The organism is Streptomyces sp. NPDC051136, assembly GCF_044455745.1.
GTDB lineage: Bacteria > Actinomycetota > Actinomycetes > Streptomycetales > Streptomycetaceae > Streptomyces.
In genome coordinates this window covers 157145-173006 of record NZ_JBITFE010000010.1, presented here as the reverse complement: position 1 = coordinate 173006, position 15862 = coordinate 157145, and the positions used below count along the sequence as shown (strand labels likewise).

At 74.2% G+C, this 15862-nt stretch carries 15 protein-coding genes and 2 pseudogenes; 12 read left to right on the top strand and 5 right to left on the bottom strand.

The window, feature by feature from the left end; translation table 11 throughout:
• Positions 1-16 precede the first annotated feature (16 nt).
• Positions 17-1306 carry a TerD family protein gene (locus tag ACIBCJ_RS27935; RefSeq protein WP_365979815.1) on the bottom strand — a complete coding sequence of 430 codons (1290 nt, stop codon included), beginning with the start codon at positions 1304-1306 and terminating at the stop codon, positions 17-19.
• 305 nt (positions 1307-1611) lie between these two features.
• Between ACIBCJ_RS27935 and ACIBCJ_RS27930 the strand changes: the two genes are divergently transcribed.
• The 4 genes from ACIBCJ_RS27930 (at position 1612) to ACIBCJ_RS27915 (ending at position 6290) form a co-directional block, all read left to right on the top strand.
• A complete protein-coding gene (locus ACIBCJ_RS27930; protein WP_362096064.1) occupies positions 1612-2055 on the top strand; it encodes a DUF6643 family protein in 444 nt (147 codons plus the stop codon).
• A gap of 42 nt (positions 2056-2097) precedes the next feature.
• Positions 2098-2925, top strand: a complete 828-nt coding sequence (locus ACIBCJ_RS27925; protein ID WP_365979814.1) for an MOSC N-terminal beta barrel domain-containing protein — start codon at positions 2098-2100, stop codon at positions 2923-2925.
• Between the two features lie 211 nt (positions 2926-3136).
• Positions 3137-3742 carry a hypothetical protein gene (locus ACIBCJ_RS27920; RefSeq protein ID WP_362510390.1) on the top strand — a complete coding sequence of 202 codons (606 nt, stop codon included), beginning with the start codon at positions 3137-3139 and terminating at the stop codon, positions 3740-3742.
• Between the two features lie 109 nt (positions 3743-3851).
• Complete coding sequence (locus ACIBCJ_RS27915) at positions 3852-6290, top strand: right-handed parallel beta-helix repeat-containing protein (protein WP_365979813.1); 2439 nt, start codon at positions 3852-3854, stop codon at positions 6288-6290.
• A 55-nt stretch (positions 6291-6345) separates the two neighbouring features.
• Here the strand turns inward: ACIBCJ_RS27915 and ACIBCJ_RS27910 are convergent, their stop codons facing one another.
• Entirely contained in the window at positions 6346-8703 is a 2358-nt protein-coding gene (locus ACIBCJ_RS27910; RefSeq protein WP_365979812.1) for a hypothetical protein, read from the bottom strand.
• Between the two features lie 254 nt (positions 8704-8957).
• Here ACIBCJ_RS27910 and ACIBCJ_RS27905 point away from each other — a divergent pair, with 254 nt between their 5' ends.
• Together ACIBCJ_RS27905 and ACIBCJ_RS27900 are read left to right on the top strand one after the other, a co-directional pair.
• Positions 8958-9782 carry a DeoR/GlpR family DNA-binding transcription regulator gene (locus tag ACIBCJ_RS27905; RefSeq protein WP_362096077.1) on the top strand — a complete coding sequence of 275 codons (825 nt, stop codon included), beginning with the start codon at positions 8958-8960 and terminating at the stop codon, positions 9780-9782.
• Positions 9776-9929, top strand: a pseudogene (locus ACIBCJ_RS27900) (SRPBCC family protein); the annotation flags it as partial. The gene ACIBCJ_RS27905 and the pseudogene ACIBCJ_RS27900, both read left to right, overlap by 7 nt.
• A gap of 19 nt (positions 9930-9948) precedes the next feature.
• Here the strand turns inward: ACIBCJ_RS27900 and ACIBCJ_RS27895 are convergent.
• Positions 9949-11073: a PLP-dependent cysteine synthase family protein gene (locus tag ACIBCJ_RS27895; protein WP_365979811.1), complete on the bottom strand. Its 1125-nt coding sequence runs from the start codon at positions 11071-11073 to the stop codon at positions 9949-9951.
• 359 nt (positions 11074-11432) lie between these two features.
• On the opposite strand from ACIBCJ_RS27895, the gene ACIBCJ_RS27890 reads away from it, so the two are divergent.
• The gene (locus ACIBCJ_RS27890; RefSeq protein ID WP_133886728.1) at positions 11433-11756 is read left to right on the top strand and encodes a hypothetical protein; all 324 of its coding nucleotides are present in this window, start codon (positions 11433-11435) and stop codon (positions 11754-11756) included.
• A gap of 215 nt (positions 11757-11971) precedes the next feature.
• Entirely contained in the window at positions 11972-12478 is a 507-nt protein-coding gene (locus ACIBCJ_RS27885) for an ATP-binding protein (protein WP_362096084.1), read from the top strand.
• Between the two features lie 193 nt (positions 12479-12671).
• On the opposite strand, the pseudogene ACIBCJ_RS27880 reads toward ACIBCJ_RS27885, so the two are convergent.
• Positions 12672-12824 (bottom strand): annotated as a pseudogene (locus tag ACIBCJ_RS27880) (ABC transporter ATP-binding protein); the annotation flags it as partial.
• Positions 12821-13105 (bottom strand): SHOCT domain-containing protein, encoded by a 285-nt coding sequence (locus ACIBCJ_RS27875; RefSeq protein WP_365979810.1) that lies wholly within the window; start codon positions 13103-13105, stop codon positions 12821-12823. The gene ACIBCJ_RS27875 and the pseudogene ACIBCJ_RS27880, both read right to left, overlap by 4 nt.
• Positions 13106-13317: 212 nt before the next feature.
• Between ACIBCJ_RS27875 and ACIBCJ_RS27870 the strand changes: the two genes are divergently transcribed.
• From ACIBCJ_RS27870 to ACIBCJ_RS27855, 4 genes are read left to right on the top strand one after another with little or no spacing between them, the layout of a single operon-like run.
• The gene (locus ACIBCJ_RS27870; protein ID WP_365979809.1) at positions 13318-13890 is read left to right on the top strand and encodes a TetR/AcrR family transcriptional regulator; all 573 of its coding nucleotides are present in this window, start codon (positions 13318-13320) and stop codon (positions 13888-13890) included.
• 16 nt (positions 13891-13906) lie between these two features.
• A complete protein-coding gene (locus tag ACIBCJ_RS27865; RefSeq protein WP_362096093.1) occupies positions 13907-14302 on the top strand; it encodes a cupin domain-containing protein in 396 nt (131 codons plus the stop codon).
• A 10-nt stretch (positions 14303-14312) separates the two neighbouring features.
• Positions 14313-14900: a DUF4865 family protein gene (locus ACIBCJ_RS27860; RefSeq protein ID WP_365979808.1), complete on the top strand. Its 588-nt coding sequence runs from the start codon at positions 14313-14315 to the stop codon at positions 14898-14900.
• Positions 14897-15805, top strand: a complete 909-nt coding sequence (locus ACIBCJ_RS27855; protein ID WP_362510369.1) for a phosphotriesterase — start codon at positions 14897-14899, stop codon at positions 15803-15805. The genes ACIBCJ_RS27860 and ACIBCJ_RS27855 overlap by 4 nt, the downstream gene beginning before the upstream one ends.
• Positions 15806-15862 lie beyond the last annotated feature (57 nt).

The window sequence follows — 15862 nt, the reverse complement described above, 5'->3', positions numbered from 1 at the left end:
ACCGGCCCCGGGCCGGTCACTTGCGGCCGGGGGTCCAGTTCATGCCCCAGCCGTAGGCGTAGTCGACGGTTCGCTGCGGGCTCACCCCGCGCTCGGGCACCAGGTAGCGGGCCTCGCGCTGGACGACGAGGTCGTTCCCGGTGTTGGTGATCAGTGCGAGGGCGCACACCGTCGAGGGCACGGTGCACTCGTCCAGCGAGAAGTCGACCGCGGCACCGTACTGCGGCTGGAGGGTGACGGTGGCGTGCAGGTCGGCGAAGGAACGGGCGCCCTCGTAGATGGTCACGAAGACGAGGATGCGCCGGAAGTACCGCTGGTGGTCGAGGCTGATGGTGAGGTTCTCGCCGGTCGACACGGCGCCGGTGCGGTCGTCGCCGTCGAGGTGGATGAACGGCGGCTGGTGCAGCGCGCCGAAGGCGTTGCCGAGTGCCTGGACGACTCCCTTGCTGCCGTCGCTCAGTTCGTACAGGCAGCACAGGTCCAGGTCGAGGTCGTCGTGCATGGCGACCGGGCGGCCGAGCTTGCGGCCCCAGCCCGAGAACTGCTTGCGCACCTGCCAGTTGAGGTTGACGCGCATGGCACCGGAGGTGCCGCCCTGCTTGGTCAGCGAGACGGCGGGCGCCGCCTTGGTGAGCGTGACCTTGGACAGGCTCACCTGCGCACCGGCGGGCGGCGCGGCCGGCGGGGGCGGGGCGGCGGGCGGCGCGAGGGGGGCCGGCGCCCGCGTCATGGCCGCCGGAGCGGGCGGGGCCACCGGCGCGGGCGGTGCCGCCGGGGGCGCGTGCTGCGGTTCGTCCACCGAGATGCCGTAGTCGGTGGCCAGTCCCTCGAGTCCGCTGTCGTAGCCCTGACCGACGGCGCGGAACTTCCAGGCGCCCTGCCGCCGGTAGAACTCGCCGAGCACGAAGGCCGTCTCGACGGTCGCGCCCGGGTTGTCGAAGCGGGCGACGACGGTGTTCCGCGCGGCGTCGTTGACCTCGATGTACAGATCGGGCACCTGCCCGAACGCTCCGCCGTCGGAGGAGGCGGCGAGGATCACGGTCTCGATCGCGGGCTCCACGCGGGCGAGGTCGACGAGCAGGCTGTCGGTCACCCGGCCGTCGGCGTCGCGCTTGCCCTCGTGCCGGACCGCGCCGGAGGAGTGGGAGGGCTGGTTGTAGAAGACGAAGTCCGCGTCGGAGCGGACCTTTCCGCCCACCAGGAGCAGGGCGGAGGCGTCCGCGTCGGGTACGCCGGGGCCGGATCTCCAGCCCAGTTCGACCCGCAGTGCCGTGGTCGGCACCGGGGTGTTCGATCCCTTCGACATTGACATGTCCGCCCCCATCACGTGTCACCGAGCCGGGCCGTGTCCCGGCGCTTCTTCGAGTTTCCGACGCCCAACCTATTCTCCGTGCCGCCCGCGCGCGGAGGGAGTGCCGCGGAAAACGCGATCAACCGTCGGTAACCCGCCGGTAACCCTTGCGGAGCTTGGCCTTTACCGCAAAATCGCGCGGCATGACGCCCTATTTTGCCAAGTTCGCTCGCATTGGCGTGGCCGGGTCACCGCGGACACGGAAAACAACCCTCTTATCGGTCTCCCCAACCAGCACATCGTGGGCTTAACTTATGGCCATGACCTCCCCCCGCTCCACTTATGGCGGCGGCTACTACTCCGCCTCCTTCCCGGACACCCCGATCTACGACTCTCTCGTGGCCGAACGGGGCACACCGCAGATCGCCCCGATCCGGGTCCCCGCCGCGTACGACATGCCGAGCAGCAGCCACCTGCCCGCACTGTCGTCCGCCCTGCCCGCCCTCCCGGCGGGCCCCTCGCAGCCGTCCTACGGATACCCGCAGCAGGCCCCGCAGCCCGCCCCGCTGCAGCAGGCCCCCGCCGCGTACATCCCGCACCAGGCCACCGCGCCCCGCGGCTACCCCGGCCCCCAGCAGCCGCAGCACCCGCGCCCGGCCGCTCCCGGCCCCGCGGGGTACGAGGCGATGCGCCCCGCGGCTCCCCGGCCGGCCCCGGCGCCGTACCAGGATCCGTACAACCAGCAGCAGTACCGCGGCTACTGAGCCGTCGACCGGGTCACCGGTGCCGCCTGGCACGATGACCCCATGAGGTACGCGCGACTGCAGTCGATCCACGTCCATCCGGTCAAGGCCTTCCGGAGCCTGTCGCTCCAGGAGGCCGTCGTGGAGCCCTGGGGGCCGGCCGGGGACCGACGCTGGATGCTGGTCGACGACGGGGGAAAGGTCGTCACGCAACGCACGCAGCCGCGCCTCGCCCTGGCCGCCGCCGAGCTTCTGCCCGGCGGCGGCGTACGGCTGTCCGCGCCCGGCACGGCGCCGCTCACGGTGCCGGTGCCGCCCGCGGTGGGCACCGTGACGGTGCGGATCTTCCGGGACAAGGTCGAGGCGGTGCCCGCCGAGGACGAGGCCGTGCACGCCTGGTGCAGCGCGCTGCTCGGGACCGACGTGCGCCTGGTGCACCTCGACGATCCCGCCACCCGCCGGCCCGTGGACCCCGCGTACGCGCGGGCGGACGAGACCGTCTCGTTCGCGGACGGCTTCCCGCTGCTGCTGACCGCCACCGCCTCGCTCGACGCCCTCAACTCCCTGATCGCGCGGGGCGAGCACGCGGCCGAGGGCCCGCTGCCCATGGACCGCTTCCGGCCGAACCTGGTCGTCTCCGGCACCGAGCCCTGGGCGGAGGACGGCTGGTCGCGCGTCGCCGTGGGGGAGGTCGTCCTGCGGGTCGCCAAGCCGTGCGGGCGGTGCGTCGTGACGACCACCGACCAGGGCACCGCGGCCCGGGGCGCCGAGCCCCTGCACAGCCTCGCCCGGCACCGGCGCATCGACGGCAAGCTGGTCTTCGGGCAGAACCTGGTCCCGCTCGGCCGCGGCACGGTCCGGGTGGGCGATCCGGTGCGGATCGTCGGGTGACGCACCGGCGTCGCCCCGGACGGGTTCCTCGTTCCGGACGAACGGCCCGGTGACGGGAACCCGGTGCGGGGTCCGCGCGTTGGGCTGCGTGAGAGCTTCATGAGGACTCGGCCGGCGGGTCGACCGGCCACGGGCGGCACGCTCCCGCGGCCGGCCCGGTCACGGCCCGGGTGACCTGCTCGACGGGGGGGGAGCGGAAGGGGGTGCGCGCGTGCGAGTGATCAGTGGTCTGTGGCGCTGGCGGGGCAATCCGCTGTGCCGCGCGAGCGATCTGGCCGAGGCCTGGGTGGCCCTGGCGGCGCTGCTGCTGATCGTGTCCGTGGCGCCCCTGGTCGGCGTTCTCGTGGGCGGCGCGGCGCAGGGCACCCTGCAGCGGTCGGTGCGCGAGCAGCACGAGTCCCGGCACCGGGTGACGGCCACCGTGGTCCGGGCCCTGGAGCGTTCACCCCTGGCCGTCGACCCGGAGGGCGCCTCGGGCGAGGACGTGCGCAGCCGTGTCCTCGCCGCCTGGACCGGGCCGGACGGCTCGCGGCACGAGGCCGGCGTCCTGGTGGCCGTCGACGATCCGGACAGCGGCGACCGGTTCGCGCTGTGGACGGACGCGCGGGGCCGGGCGGTGGCCCGTCCGCTGGACTCCGCGACCGCGACCACCCACGCGGTGCTCGCCGGGACGGGCACCGCGGTGGCCGCCGCGGCCTCGGTGGAGGTCGCCCGGCGGATCGTGGTCTGGCGCCTGGTCCGCCGGCGGTACGCCCGCCTGGAGCGGGAATGGGAGCGGGCGGGACCGGACTGGGGCCGGACCGGCGCGGGCAGTTGACGGGCTTGCGCCTCCGGTCAACCCACCACCTGCGCGCACGCTACGGTGGACCGGGCCGAACGGATTCGGCGACGACCCGCGTACGACGAGGTGGGGGCACAGCAACGCCATGGCACAGGGCACGGTCCAGGTGACGCACACCGGCACCTCGCGGTGGCGGCGCCGCACGGGTGAGTACGCATCGCTCGCTGCCGCCCTGGAGGCCGCGGCCGACGGTGACGTCCTCACCATCGCCCCCGGGACCTACCGGGAGAACCTCGTCGTCCAGCGGGCGGTGACCCTGCGCGGGCCCGAGGGCGGTCAGGGGTCGGTGCGCATCGCGCCCGCCGACGGCGTCCCGCTGACCGTGCGCGCCTCGGCGGTGGTCCAGGACCTGCACGTCGAGGGGCAGGACGCGGCGGCGCCCGCCGTGCTCGTCGAGGACGGCACACCGGAGCTGCTGGGCCTGCGCGTCGTCGCGCGTTCCGCCTCCGGGATAGAGGTGCGCGGCAGCGCGCGTCCCACGGTGCGGCGCTGCACCGTCGACAATCCGGCCGGTGTCGGCATCGCCGTCCTGGACGGCGGGGGCGGGGTGTTCGAGGAGTGCGAGGTCGTCGCGGCCGGCCAGGCGGGCGTCGCGGTGCGCTCCGGCGCACACCCCCGGCTGGAGCGCTGCCGGGTGCACCACGCCGCGGGCAGCGGACTGACGGCGACCGGCGAGGGCTCCGCCCTGGAGGCCGTGGGCTGCGAGGTCTACGAGGTCCGGGGCAGCGGCGTGCAGGTGACCGGCCGGGCCACGGCCCACCTGACCGACTGCGACGTGCACCGGACCACCGGGGACGGCGTCACCCTGGACACGGACGCGGTGCTCACCCTGGCCGACTGCCGCATCCACGACATCCCGGAGAACGCGGTCGACCTCAGGTCTCGCTCGGTCCTCACCCTGACCCGCACCAGCGTGCGTCAGTTCGGGCGCAACGGCCTGTCGGTGTGGGACCCGGGCACGCGCGTGGACGCCAACCAGTGCGAGATCTTCGACAGCACCGGCGACTACCCGGCGGTCTGGGTCAGCGACGGCGCCACCGCGGTGCTCGACTCCTGCCGGGTGCACGACGTGCCGGACGCGCTGTTCGTCCTGGACCGCGGTTCGCGCGCGGACGTCGTCGACAGCGACCTCTCCCAGGTGCGCAACACCGCGGTGTCGGTGAGCGACGGCGCCACCGCGCAGCTCGACGACTGCCGCATCCGGGACGCCGCGACCGGCGCCTGGTTCCGCGACCACGGCAGCGGCGGCACCCTCAACAACTGCACCCTGGACGGCAACCGCACCGGTGTGATCGTCACCAAGGGCGCCGACCCCACCATCGAGCGCTGCACCGTCGACTCCCCTTCCGAGGCGGGCGTCTACGTGTCCGCCGGCGGCCGCGGCAGCTTCCTGGGCTGCCGGGTCACCGGCAGCGCGGGCTACGGCTTCCACGTGATCGACGGCTGCCGCACGACGCTGAGGAAGTGCCGCACGGAGCGGTGCGCGCGCGGCGGGTACGAGTTCGCGGAGGGCGGCCCCGACACGGCGTACGACTCCGGTCCGCTCGTCGAGGACTGCACCAGCGACGAGAGCACCGGCCTGGCGGCGTCGGCGGCGCCGGAGCCGGTGGTGCAGACGGCGGCCCAGTCCCCCGGGCTGCTGGGCTCGATCCCCGGTCAGCGCACCATGGAGCAGGAGCCGCTGATCACCGCCGCGGCCCCGGCGGAGCCGGCCCGCACCTCGCAGGCCGTCCTGGGTGAACTGGACGCCCTGGTCGGCCTGGACAGCGTCAAGCGCGAGGTGCGTTCGCTGACCGACATGATCGAGGTGGGCCGGCGGCGGCAGCGGGCGGGCCTGAAGGCCGCGTCGGTCAAGCGGCACCTGGTCTTCACCGGCTCCCCCGGCACCGGAAAGACGACGGTCGCCCGGCTGTACGGCGAGATCCTCGCGTCCCTCGGGGTGCTGGACAAGGGGCACCTGGTCGAGGTGTCCCGGGTGGACCTGGTGGGCGAGCACATCGGGTCGACGGCGATCCGCACCCAGGAGGCGTTCCAGCGGGCGCACGGGGGCGTGCTGTTCATCGACGAGGCGTACGCGCTCTCGCCCGAGGACGCGGGCCGGGACTTCGGCAAGGAGGCCATCGACACCCTGGTCAAGCTGATGGAGGACCAGCGGGAGGCCGTCGTCGTGATCGTCGCCGGGTACACGGCGGAGATGGAGCGCTTCCTGTCCGTCAACCCCGGTGTGGCGTCCCGGTTCTCACGCACCATCACCTTCGGCGACTACGGGCCCGGGGAGCTGCTGCGGATCGTGGAGCAGCAGGCCGACGAGCACGAGTACCGGCTGGGGCCGGGCACGCCCGAGGCGCTGACGGCGTACTTCACGAAGATCCCCAAGGGCCCGGCGTTCGGCAACGGCCGCACCGCCCGGCAGACCTTCGAGGCGATGGTGGAGCGTCACGCGAGCCGGGTCGCCCAGCTGTCCGACCCGAGCACCGACGACCTGACCCTGCTGTACCCCGAGGACCTGCCCGAGCTGCCGTAGGGGACCGCGGCCGGCCGGGGCGGCCGGGGCGGGCTGGGGCCGGCCGGGGCGGGCCTCAGCAGGTTTCCGTCGCGTCGTCCGCGGCCGGGACGGGCGGGGCCGCGCCGCCGGTGTGGCGCGGTGCCGGCACCTCCGGTCGCAGCCGGGCCAGCAGCCGCCGCCGTTCCTCGACGAAGGCCGGGTCGGCCTGGTAGTCGGAGTGGCCGAGGATCGGCGCGGGCAGCGGGTGCAGTTCGGTCCGGCCGTAGGTGAGCGGGTCCTTGAGGGGGGCGCGGTCCACGGCGGGGCCCGCGTCGCCCGGCAGCCGCACCGGGCCGCCGATGGGGTCGGTGCGCCGGTACAGGTTGCGCCAGCAGTCGACCTCCTGGTGCAGCGAGGCGAGCGCGTCCGGCCCGAAGTGGGCCGGGAACCAGCGGCCGTACAGCCGCTCCAGCGGGGAGCCGTAGGTGAGCAGCGCGACGCGGCTGCGGGCGGACGGTTCCAGCTGCCAGGACGCGGCGGCGGCCAGGACGCTGCCCTGCGAGTGGCCGGAGATGACGAGCCGCCCGCCGGTGGCGCGGGTCCAGGTCGCCATCCGCCAGGTGAGGTCGGGCACCGCGCGCTCGGCGTAGCAGGGCGGCGCGAAGGGATGCGCCGCGCGCGGCCAGAAGGTGCCGACGTCCCACAGGATGCCGATGGTGCGCCGCGCGGAGGCGTCCTTGTAGGCGCGCCTGCCCCAGGTGACGAACAGTATGAAGCCGAGGCCGATCAGCCAGGAGCCCAGCTCCTGCGCGGTCTGGGCGGCCCCCTGCACGACGGCGTACGTTCCGCGCGCGGCCTCGCCGGGCACCTTCCCGGTCGTCAGGGCACCCACCAGGGCCCCGGCGCCGAGCAGCAGGGTGGCGGCGGAGGTGACGGCGACGAGGACGGGAGCCAGGTCGGTGAGCGTGGCGGTGGCGCGGGTGAGGGCGATGCGCCGGGTGCGCCCCGGGTCTCCGCTCTCCCCCGGGTGATCGCGTTCCACGGCGTCCCGTTCCGCGCGGGCCAGCCGCAGGGTGTGCCGGGCGAGCACGGCGCACATCAGCAGGACGACGACGAGCAGCGGCGGGATGACGGACGCCTGCCAGGTGAGCAGGACCGGCGGGCCGTCGAGGAAGGTGCCGGTGCCGTCCATCCAGTCGGAGACGCGCTGGGAGACGCCGCCGGACATGACACCGCCCAGCGCGCAGGCCAGCATGGCGACGGCGGGACCGCCGAGGCCCCCGATCGCGGCGCGGGCGTCGGGGCGGGCGCGATGGAGCAGGCGGGCGACCACGGCCAGCGCGATCACCAGCAGGCCCTGCACCAGGGCGATGCCGCCGAAAGCAGCGTCCCCGGACAGCCGGCCGTCCGACGTCCACCCGGGGCGGGCCCAGCCGCCGTACAGCAGGGCGAGGACGAACAGGAGGAGGGCGGCGAGCGGCAGGAGGCGTACGAGGTGCTCGTCGAGCCGCCGGTCCACGTGCCGCTCGCTGCGGCCCCGGCGGCACACCACCGCGACCACGGCGACCGCCGCCGCGGCCAGCGCGCCCACCAGCGCCCACCCCAGCGTGTCGAGCGACGCGGGGCCGCCCGGGCGCCGGTCGAAGCGGGCCGCGGGCAGGACGACCGCCACGGCGACGGTCAGCAGTCCGGCGGCGGTGTGCGCGGCACGCAGCCGGGCCACCAGGCGGCGTCCGTACCAGAATCCGGGGCGGCCGAGCGCGGCGCGGCGGGAGTGGTCCTCGGGGTCGGGCTCGCGGTCCATCGGCTGCTGGGACTCGTAGGCCCGCCAGGTGCGCAGCGACAGGTACCACAGCAGCCCGGTCAGCGCGGCGGGCACCGCTGCCGCGAGCGCGAGCCTGCGGCCGGGCAGGGTCCACCAGCCGCCCTCCGACGTCGCCGGTGACAGGAAGCCCAGCCAGGAGTGCCGCTCGGCGCACGCGCGCGTGCCGGCGCACTGCCAGGCGACGAGGTCGAGCGCGACCTCGCAGGCGGCGGCGACGAGGAGCACGGTGAGGGTGAGGCCGGCGAGCCGCACCAGCAGCCCGTAGAGGCGGACCGTGCGGACGCGGCCGTCGGCGGCGGGCCGCATCCAGTGGGCGATGTTGACGACCATGAAGGGCAGGAGCAGCAGCCACAGGGCGCGGGTGCCGTTGCCGGAGGTGAGGTTGCACCAGACGTAGGCCTCGGGCACCGGGCGGCCCCGGTAGTCGGCGGGCCGGGACTCGGCGTCGGCGTCCTCGGCGCGCCGAAAGACGGCCGCGACGTGGTCGCCGGTGATCCGGACGGTCCGCGGGTCGTCCAGCATCTCGGCGGGCGACGTACCGCCCACTCCGTGCACCAGGAGTTCCAGAGCGGTGCCGCTTCTCGCGTCCGTCCCGCCGCTCCCGGGCCCTTCCTGCGTCTGCTCCACTGTCGGCACCCCCGTGACGCGCCGTCGGCCGTGTCCGTGCGGGCACCAGGATCTCCGTTCCGCGGGCGTCCCGCACCCCTCGGCACGGAATCTCCCCGATCCGTGTGACCGGTGCCGCCGTGCCGGGCGGTGGCGCGGGCCGCGGTGGGGCGTGCGAGGATGGGACGTCCGCGCACGGGTGCGGGGAGAAGTCCTCATCGGAGCGAGTGCGTCGGCGTGTCGGGCGGTTGTGCGGCGAAAGGACCGAAGCGTACGTGAGCGAGAATCCGAACCTCCTCGCGGAGCAGCGGCGCGCCCTGATCCTGGACGAGGTGCGCCGCCGGGGCGGGGTCCGGGTCAACGAGCTGACCCGCAAGCTCGGCGTGTCGGACATGACGGTCCGCCGCGACCTCGACGCGCTGTCCCGGCAGGGTGTGCTGGAGAAGGTGCACGGGGGCGCGGTCCCGGTGGCCGAGGCGAGCACCCACGAGCCGGGGTTCGAGGCCAAGTCGGGTCTGGAGCCGACCGCCAAGGAGGACATCGCGCGGGCCGCCGCGGAGCTGGTCGCGCCGGGCGCCGCGATCGCCCTGTCGGGCGGTACGACGACGTACGCGCTGGCGCACCGGCTGGTGGACGTGCCGGACCTGACGGTGGTCACCAACTCGGTGCGGGTGGCCGACGTGTTCCACGTCGCGCAGCGCACCTCCGGGGCGCGGCAGGGCGCGGCGACGGTGGTGCTCACCGGCGGTGTGCGCACGCCGTCCGACTCGCTGGTGGGCCCGGTGGCCGACCAGGCGATCGCGACGCTCCACTTCGACGTGCTGTTCCTGGGGGTGCACGGGATATCGGCGGAGGCCGGCCTGTCCACGCCGAACCTCGCGGAGGCGGAGACGAACCGGCGTCTCGTGCAGTCGGCACGGCGTGTCGTGGTGGTCGCTGACCACACCAAGTGGGGTGTCGTGGGCCTGAGTTCGTTCGCGGCGCTGGATCAGGTGGACACGCTGGTGACCGATTCCGGCCTGTCCGGACAGGCGCGCGCGGAGGTCGCCGAGCACCTCGGGCTGGTCGTCGCGGGCGAGCCGGAGCCGTCGGCCGACTGACGCCCGCCGGCACCGGGACGCGGGTGCGGTGGACGTTGGCGGCGGACGGTACGGCGCTATTCCGCTTCGTGCTCCGCCCGGGCGCGTCCGGGGCTGGGTCGGGGCTTCAGGGGCGCGGTCACTTCGCCGGACCGGCGGCTGCGGCGCGCGCAGCCCGCGGCCGGTGTCAGCAGGGCCAGGTGCCCGTCCGCAGCAGCGACTCGATCGCCGCCGTGTACGGCGCGATGTCGAGCCCCTGTTCGGCGAGCCAGGCGTCGGAGTAGTACTTGTCGAGGTACCGGTCCCCCGGATCGCACAGCAGCGTCACGACGCTGCCCCGGTCCCCCGCGGCGACCATCTCGGCGACGATCTTCAGCGCGCTCCACAGCCCGGTGCCCGTCGAGCCGCCCGCCTTGCGGCCGACGACCTGCTCCAGGGCGCGTACGGCCGCGACACTCGCCGCGTCCGGCACCTTCATCATGCGGTCGATCGCGCCGGGCACGAAGCTCGGTTCCATGCGGGGCCGGCCGATCCCCTCGATCCGGGAGCCGCGGTCGCAGGCCACGTCGGGGTCGCCGGTGGTCCAGCCCTCGAAGAAGCAGGAGTTCTCCGGGTCGGCGACGCAGACACGGGTGTCGTACTGCATGTAGTGGACGTAGCGGGCGAGGGTCGCCGAAGTGCCGCCGGTGCCGGCCGTAGCGACGATCCAGGACGGCTCCGGGTACCGCTCCAGCCTCAGCTGCCGGAAGATCGACTCGGCGATGTTGTTGTTGCCGCGCCAGTCGGTGGCGCGTTCGGCGTAGGTGAACTGGTCCATGTAGTGGCCGCCGGTCTCCGCCGCGAGGCGGGCGGACTCCTCGTACATCCGCCGGGAGTCGTCCACGAAGTGGCACCGTCCGCCGTGGAACTCGATCAGGCGGATCTTCTCCGTGCTCGTCGTGCGGGGCATGACGGCGATGAACGGCACGCCGACCAGGCTCGCGAAGTACGCCTCGGAGACGGCCGTCGAGCCGCTGGACGCCTCGATGACCGGCCGGTCCGGCCGGATCCAGCCGTTGCACAGACCGTAGAGGAACAGGGAGCGGGCGAGGCGGTGCTTGAGGCTGCCGGTGGGGTGGGTCGACTCGTCCTTCAGGTACAGGTCGATACCCCAGTGTTCGGGGAGCGGGAACAGGAGGAGATGGGTGTCGGCCGAGCGGTTGGCGTCGGCCTGGACCTTGCGGACGGCCTCTTTCAGCCAGGTGCGGTAGGCGGCGTCGCTGTGGTCGACGTCGAGGGTGGCGCCGGTGCCGGACTGCCGGTCAGTGCTCACTTCGGGGGCTCCTTACGCTGCGCGCCGACGGCGGACAGCGCGGCCGACAGCCCGATCATAAACACCTTCCACACGCTTCTCACCTGCATAAACACCCCTTTGGGTGCCTCAAAGCCACTCCTGGGGAGCCGAGGTGGGCGCGGTGCGGGCGCTACGGGGGGCGCATTCGCGCGAGTGCTCCGGTCGCCTCCGGAAAGGGGCAGTGCGTACTGGTGCTCGGCGCGCGGTGCGGGCAGACTGCCTGCGGCGGGAACGGATTCCCGTCGCGGACGTACACGGGAGCACGACACGAGCCGGTACCGGGAGCACCGCGGTCGCTGCACGGTTCGGCAACCGACGCGCACGAGGGGGCGACGGCCATGGCGGAGCCGGAGTTCAGGGCCACGGGGGTGCGGATCGGCAAGCGGCTGCGTTCCCTCACCCGGGCCGGGACGGTCCGGATCAGCGGTGGCAGGGTCGAGTTGCTCACCAGCTACGGCAGCGAGATAGACAGCGCGCCGGTGCAGGCGGTGCGGGCCTCCCGCCCGTGGTTCGCCCCGCACGACCGGGCACTGGCCGACCTCGACGGCAAGCGGTACCTGCTGACGCTCGGCGAGCGCGACCCCGCCCCCGGTGAGCCGGGCCCACCGGCGGCCGGCCGCTTCATCGAGGCGGTGCGCAGGGCGGCCGGACGCCGCGCCTGAGAGATGGCCGTAAGTTGCGGTGCCTCACCCCTTGCGTCACGCTGGTCTCACGTCACTCTGGGTTTACCGGCGATAACGCTGCGAACCAGCCCGCCGGCCACGAAAGCGGGCGGCGTGTGCCACGTGCGCCCCGCTGGATCCGAACTCCGTGTTCTTCCGGACCTCTATGTCGGGGAGTCGCAGCCGTGATCACTCACCCAAGCAGACACTGCACGGTGGAGCTCCAAGCCCTGCCGTCGCGGATCGGCCAGGTCCGCAGAATCGTATCTGCGCAATTGCGCTACTGGCATATGGACCTCCTGATCGACCGGGCCGTGCTCGGCGTGACGGAGTTGCTGACCAACGTCCACCTGCATGCGCGGCCGGACAAGACCTGCACCGTGGAAATGGAACTGCTCCTGGACCGGCTCACGGTCTCGGTGCGCGACCAGGATCCGAGCCTGCCCGTCGTGGACGACGCCGGGCCCCTCGCGACGCGTGGGCGTGGGCTCGCCATGGTGGCCGCGATGAGCGAGAGCTGGGGCGCACGGCCGGACGGCGAGTCGGGCAAGGTGGTCTGGTTCACGCTTCCGACGGCGGTCGGCACCGTGCCGCCCGTGCCGGCGCGCCCGCCGCGCCGGCTGGTCGATGACGTACCGGTCGCCGCGTTCGCCGAGGCCGAGCACGCGGTCGACCTCGGCAGCCCCCAACCCGCTCCCGCCCGGCCGGCCGTTGTCGGCTGACCGGGCGGTGACTCCACGCCGCCCTTGACCGTACCGCGGCGTTGTGGCCCGCGTCCGGGCGAGTCGCCGTGCCCGGCGCGGCCGGCGGACCGCCGCGGGCCGCGGTCACGGGGCGGGGGGTCCGGCGGCCACGGACAGCGGGCCGGCGGCGGTCGGCGCAAATCCCGCGGACGGTGGGCGGGCTCCCGGAACGGGCGCCGGAGGGCCCCATGACGGCGGTGAAGCGGCCGGCCGGGAAGTCGACGCTCACGCCGTCGAGAGCGCGTACGGCGGTGTCGCCACCGCCGTACACCCTCACGGCGTCCACGACCCGGGCGGGGGCCCGGGTGGCGGTCGTCGTGGTCATGCCGCGCCCCTCCTTCCGGACCTGCCGAACTGCTCGTCCAGCACGGACAGGCGACGCCAGTACTCGTCCTCGTCGATCTCGCCGGAGGCGAAGCGGTGGCCGAGCACCGTGATGGGCGAGTTGTCCTCGGCGCTCCTCGGCCGCCCGGGCCCGCGGCGCCCGCGCCACACCGTGCGGCGCAGCAGGGTGACGCAGCCGCCGATGACCAGCGCCCAGATCACCGGGAAGAGCAGGATCCACGGGCCGGGCCCGCCGTCGCCGAACTGTGCCAGGGTCTCCATGTCGTCCAACTCCTCGGTCGCGTTCTCCTCGTGTCGCTTCCGAGCCTCGCTCCGGGAGGGGGTCCCGGTCGTCGTACGGCCAGCGGCAGTGTGCCTACGACGCGGGGAGTACTCCGGCGGTGCGCGTCTGCTCCCCCTCCCCGCTTCCCTCTCCCGCGCCGTGTTTCCCCGATCACTCGACTTCTGTAACTACTAGTATGTACAGTGCGTGCATGAGCACCTCGGAACGACTGATCGAGTCCACCCGTGAGCTGTTGTGGGAGCGGGGATACGTGGGCACCAGCCCCAAGGCGATCCTCGAACGGGCCGGCGCCGGGCAGGGCAGCATGTACCACCACTTCAAGGGCAAGCCCGACCTCGCGCTCGCCGCGATCCGGCGGACGGCCCAGGAGATGCGGGCCACCGCCGCCGCCCTGCTCGACGGCCCCGGGACGCCGTACGAGCGGATCGAGACGTATCTGCTGCGCGAGCGCGACGTGTTGCGGGGGTGCCCGGTCGGCCGTCTGACCATGGACCCTGACGTGATCGCCGACGACGCCCTGCGCGCCCCCGTGGACGAGACCCTCGACTGGCTGCGCGAGCGGATCGCCGGGTTGGTCGAAGAGGGGCGGGAGCAGGGCGAGTTCGCGCCCTCGCTGGACGGGGCGGAGATCGCGGCGGCGGTCGTCGCGACCGTCCAGGGCGGCTACGTGCTGGCCCGCGCGTCCGGCTCCCCCACCGCCTTCGAGGCGGGCGTCCGAGGGCTGCTCTCGCTGCTCGCCACTCACAAGAACACCAACGCGTAGAGGAGTTCGAGGACCCGTGCACATCACCCGACAGCGCCCCACGACCGAGCAGGGCCCGGCCGAGAACTTCACCGGCGCGGTCTGGCTGGACGAGATCGCCGTGCCCCCGGCGCCCTCCCGGCTCCGCATGTTCAACGTCCACTTCGCACCGGGCGCGCACACCGCCTGGCACCACCACCCGCACGGCCAGGTCCTGCACATCCTGGAGGGCGAGGGCCGGGTGCAGCGCAGGGGCGGCGCGGTCGAGCACGTCCGCGCGGGCGACACCGTGTGGATCGCACCGGGCGAGTGGCACTGGCACGGCGCCGGGCCGCGTACCTTCATGACTCACCTCGCGGTCGTCGAGGCCGCCGGGGACGGCACGACCACCGAGTGGGGCGCGCACGTCGCCGACGAGGACCAGCACGCCTGAGGGGGCATCCATGCACGCCATGCAGTACACGTTCACCCTGCCCGCCGGCTATCCGATGGGCGTCATCAGGGACCGGGTGGCCGGCACCGGGCACCTGCTGGACGACTGGCCCGGCCTCGGACTCAAGGCCTACCTGGTGCGCGAGCGCGGGCGGGACGGCTCGCCGGTCAACCAGTACGCGCCGTTCTACCTGTGGCGGAGCGTGGAGGGCATGAACGCCTTCCTCTGGGACGGTGCCTTCCAGCGGCCCGCCGACGACTTCGGCCGGCCCGCGGTCCGGCAGTGGACGGGCCTCGCGTACGAGGAGGGCGGCGCCGCCGGCTCCCCCGCGCGGGTGGCGGTCCTGCGCAGGCAGCCGGTACCGGAGGGCGGGCCGCTGTCGGAGGTGGCGGAGCGGGCGGTCCGGGAGGCCGGACGGCTGGCGGCCGCGGACGGGACGCTGCTCGCCGCGGCGGTCGTGGACACCGCCCGTTGGGAGCTGGCGCACTTCTCGCTCCACGCGGACGAGGCGCCGGACGCGTCGGAGGGCGAGGTCTTCCACGTGCTGCACCTCTCCGAACCGGGGCGGGGCCTGCTGGCGAGGGGGCGGCAGTGGTGAGCGCCGTCCGCACCGTGCTCGGGGACGTGCCCGGCGGGGAGTTGGGCGTGTGCAACGCGCACGACCACCTGTTCTTCGCCTCTCCCCGGCTGCCCGGCGAGGAGCTGAACGACGCGGCGGCGGCACGTGCCGAGCTGACCGCGTTCCGGGAGCGGGGCGGCGGCGCCGTGATGCAGTGGACGCCGTACGGGCTGGGCCGGCGGGCCGCGGATCTGCCGGGCCTGTCCCGGGAGACCGGGGTGCACGTGGTGGCCGCGACCGGGCTGCACCAAGGGGTCCACTACGCCGAGGAGACCCTGGCCGCGCTGCGGGGCCGGCTCGCCGAGGTCTTCGTCGGCGAGCTGACGCGGGGCATCGGGACGTCGGGCGTGCGCGCCGGCCTGATCAAGGTGGCCGGCGGTTTCCACGCGCTCGACGCGCACGCGCGGTGGACCATGTCGGCGGCGGCCGAGGCGCACCACGCTACGGGCGCGCCCATCGCCGTCCACCTGGAGCTGGGCACCGGCGCCCTGGACGTACTGGACCTGCTGTGCGGCGAGTTGGAGGTGCCGCCGGACCATCTGATCCTCGGGCACCTCAACCGCGCCCCCGATGCCATGACACACCGGCTGGCCGCCCGGTCGGGGTGCTGGCTGGCCTTCGACGGACCGTCGCGGGGCAACCACGCGACCGACTGGCGGATGCCGGACGCGGTGCGGGACCTCGCCGAGGCGGGGTTCGGCGACCGGCTGCTGCTCGGCGGCGACACGACGACCGCGTCCGCCCGGTCGGTCGACGGCGGCCCGGGGATGCCGTACCTGCTGCGCCGCGTGGCGCCCCGGCTGGCGCTCGCCGTGGGGGACGACCTGGTGCGCCGCATCCTCACCGACAATCCCGCGCGGGCGTTCGCCGTCGCCTGGCACTGACGTCCGCGCCACCCGCGGCAGGCTGCCGCACCCGCGTCCGGGCACCGGCACCGGCAC

Excerpts from the sequence above, each read along its gene's own strand:
- ACIBCJ_RS27935 (WP_365979815.1), bottom strand. The coding sequence starts at position 1,306 with ATGTCGAAGGGATCGAACACCCCGGTGCCGACCACGGCACTGCGGGTC.
- ACIBCJ_RS27930 (WP_362096064.1), top strand. The coding sequence starts at position 1,612 with ATGACCTCCCCCCGCTCCACTTATGGCGGCGGCTACTACTCCGCCTCC.
- ACIBCJ_RS27925 (WP_365979814.1), top strand. The coding sequence starts at position 2,098 with ATGAGGTACGCGCGACTGCAGTCGATCCACGTCCATCCGGTCAAGGCC.
- ACIBCJ_RS27915 (WP_365979813.1), top strand. The coding sequence starts at position 3,852 with ATGGCACAGGGCACGGTCCAGGTGACGCACACCGGCACCTCGCGGTGG.
- ACIBCJ_RS27890 (WP_133886728.1), top strand. The coding sequence starts at position 11,433 with ATGGCGGAGCCGGAGTTCAGGGCCACGGGGGTGCGGATCGGCAAGCGG.
- ACIBCJ_RS27875 (WP_365979810.1), bottom strand. The coding sequence starts at position 13,105 with ATGGAGACCCTGGCACAGTTCGGCGACGGCGGGCCCGGCCCGTGGATC.
- ACIBCJ_RS27870 (WP_365979809.1), top strand. The coding sequence starts at position 13,318 with ATGAGCACCTCGGAACGACTGATCGAGTCCACCCGTGAGCTGTTGTGG.
- ACIBCJ_RS27860 (WP_365979808.1), top strand. The coding sequence starts at position 14,313 with ATGCACGCCATGCAGTACACGTTCACCCTGCCCGCCGGCTATCCGATG.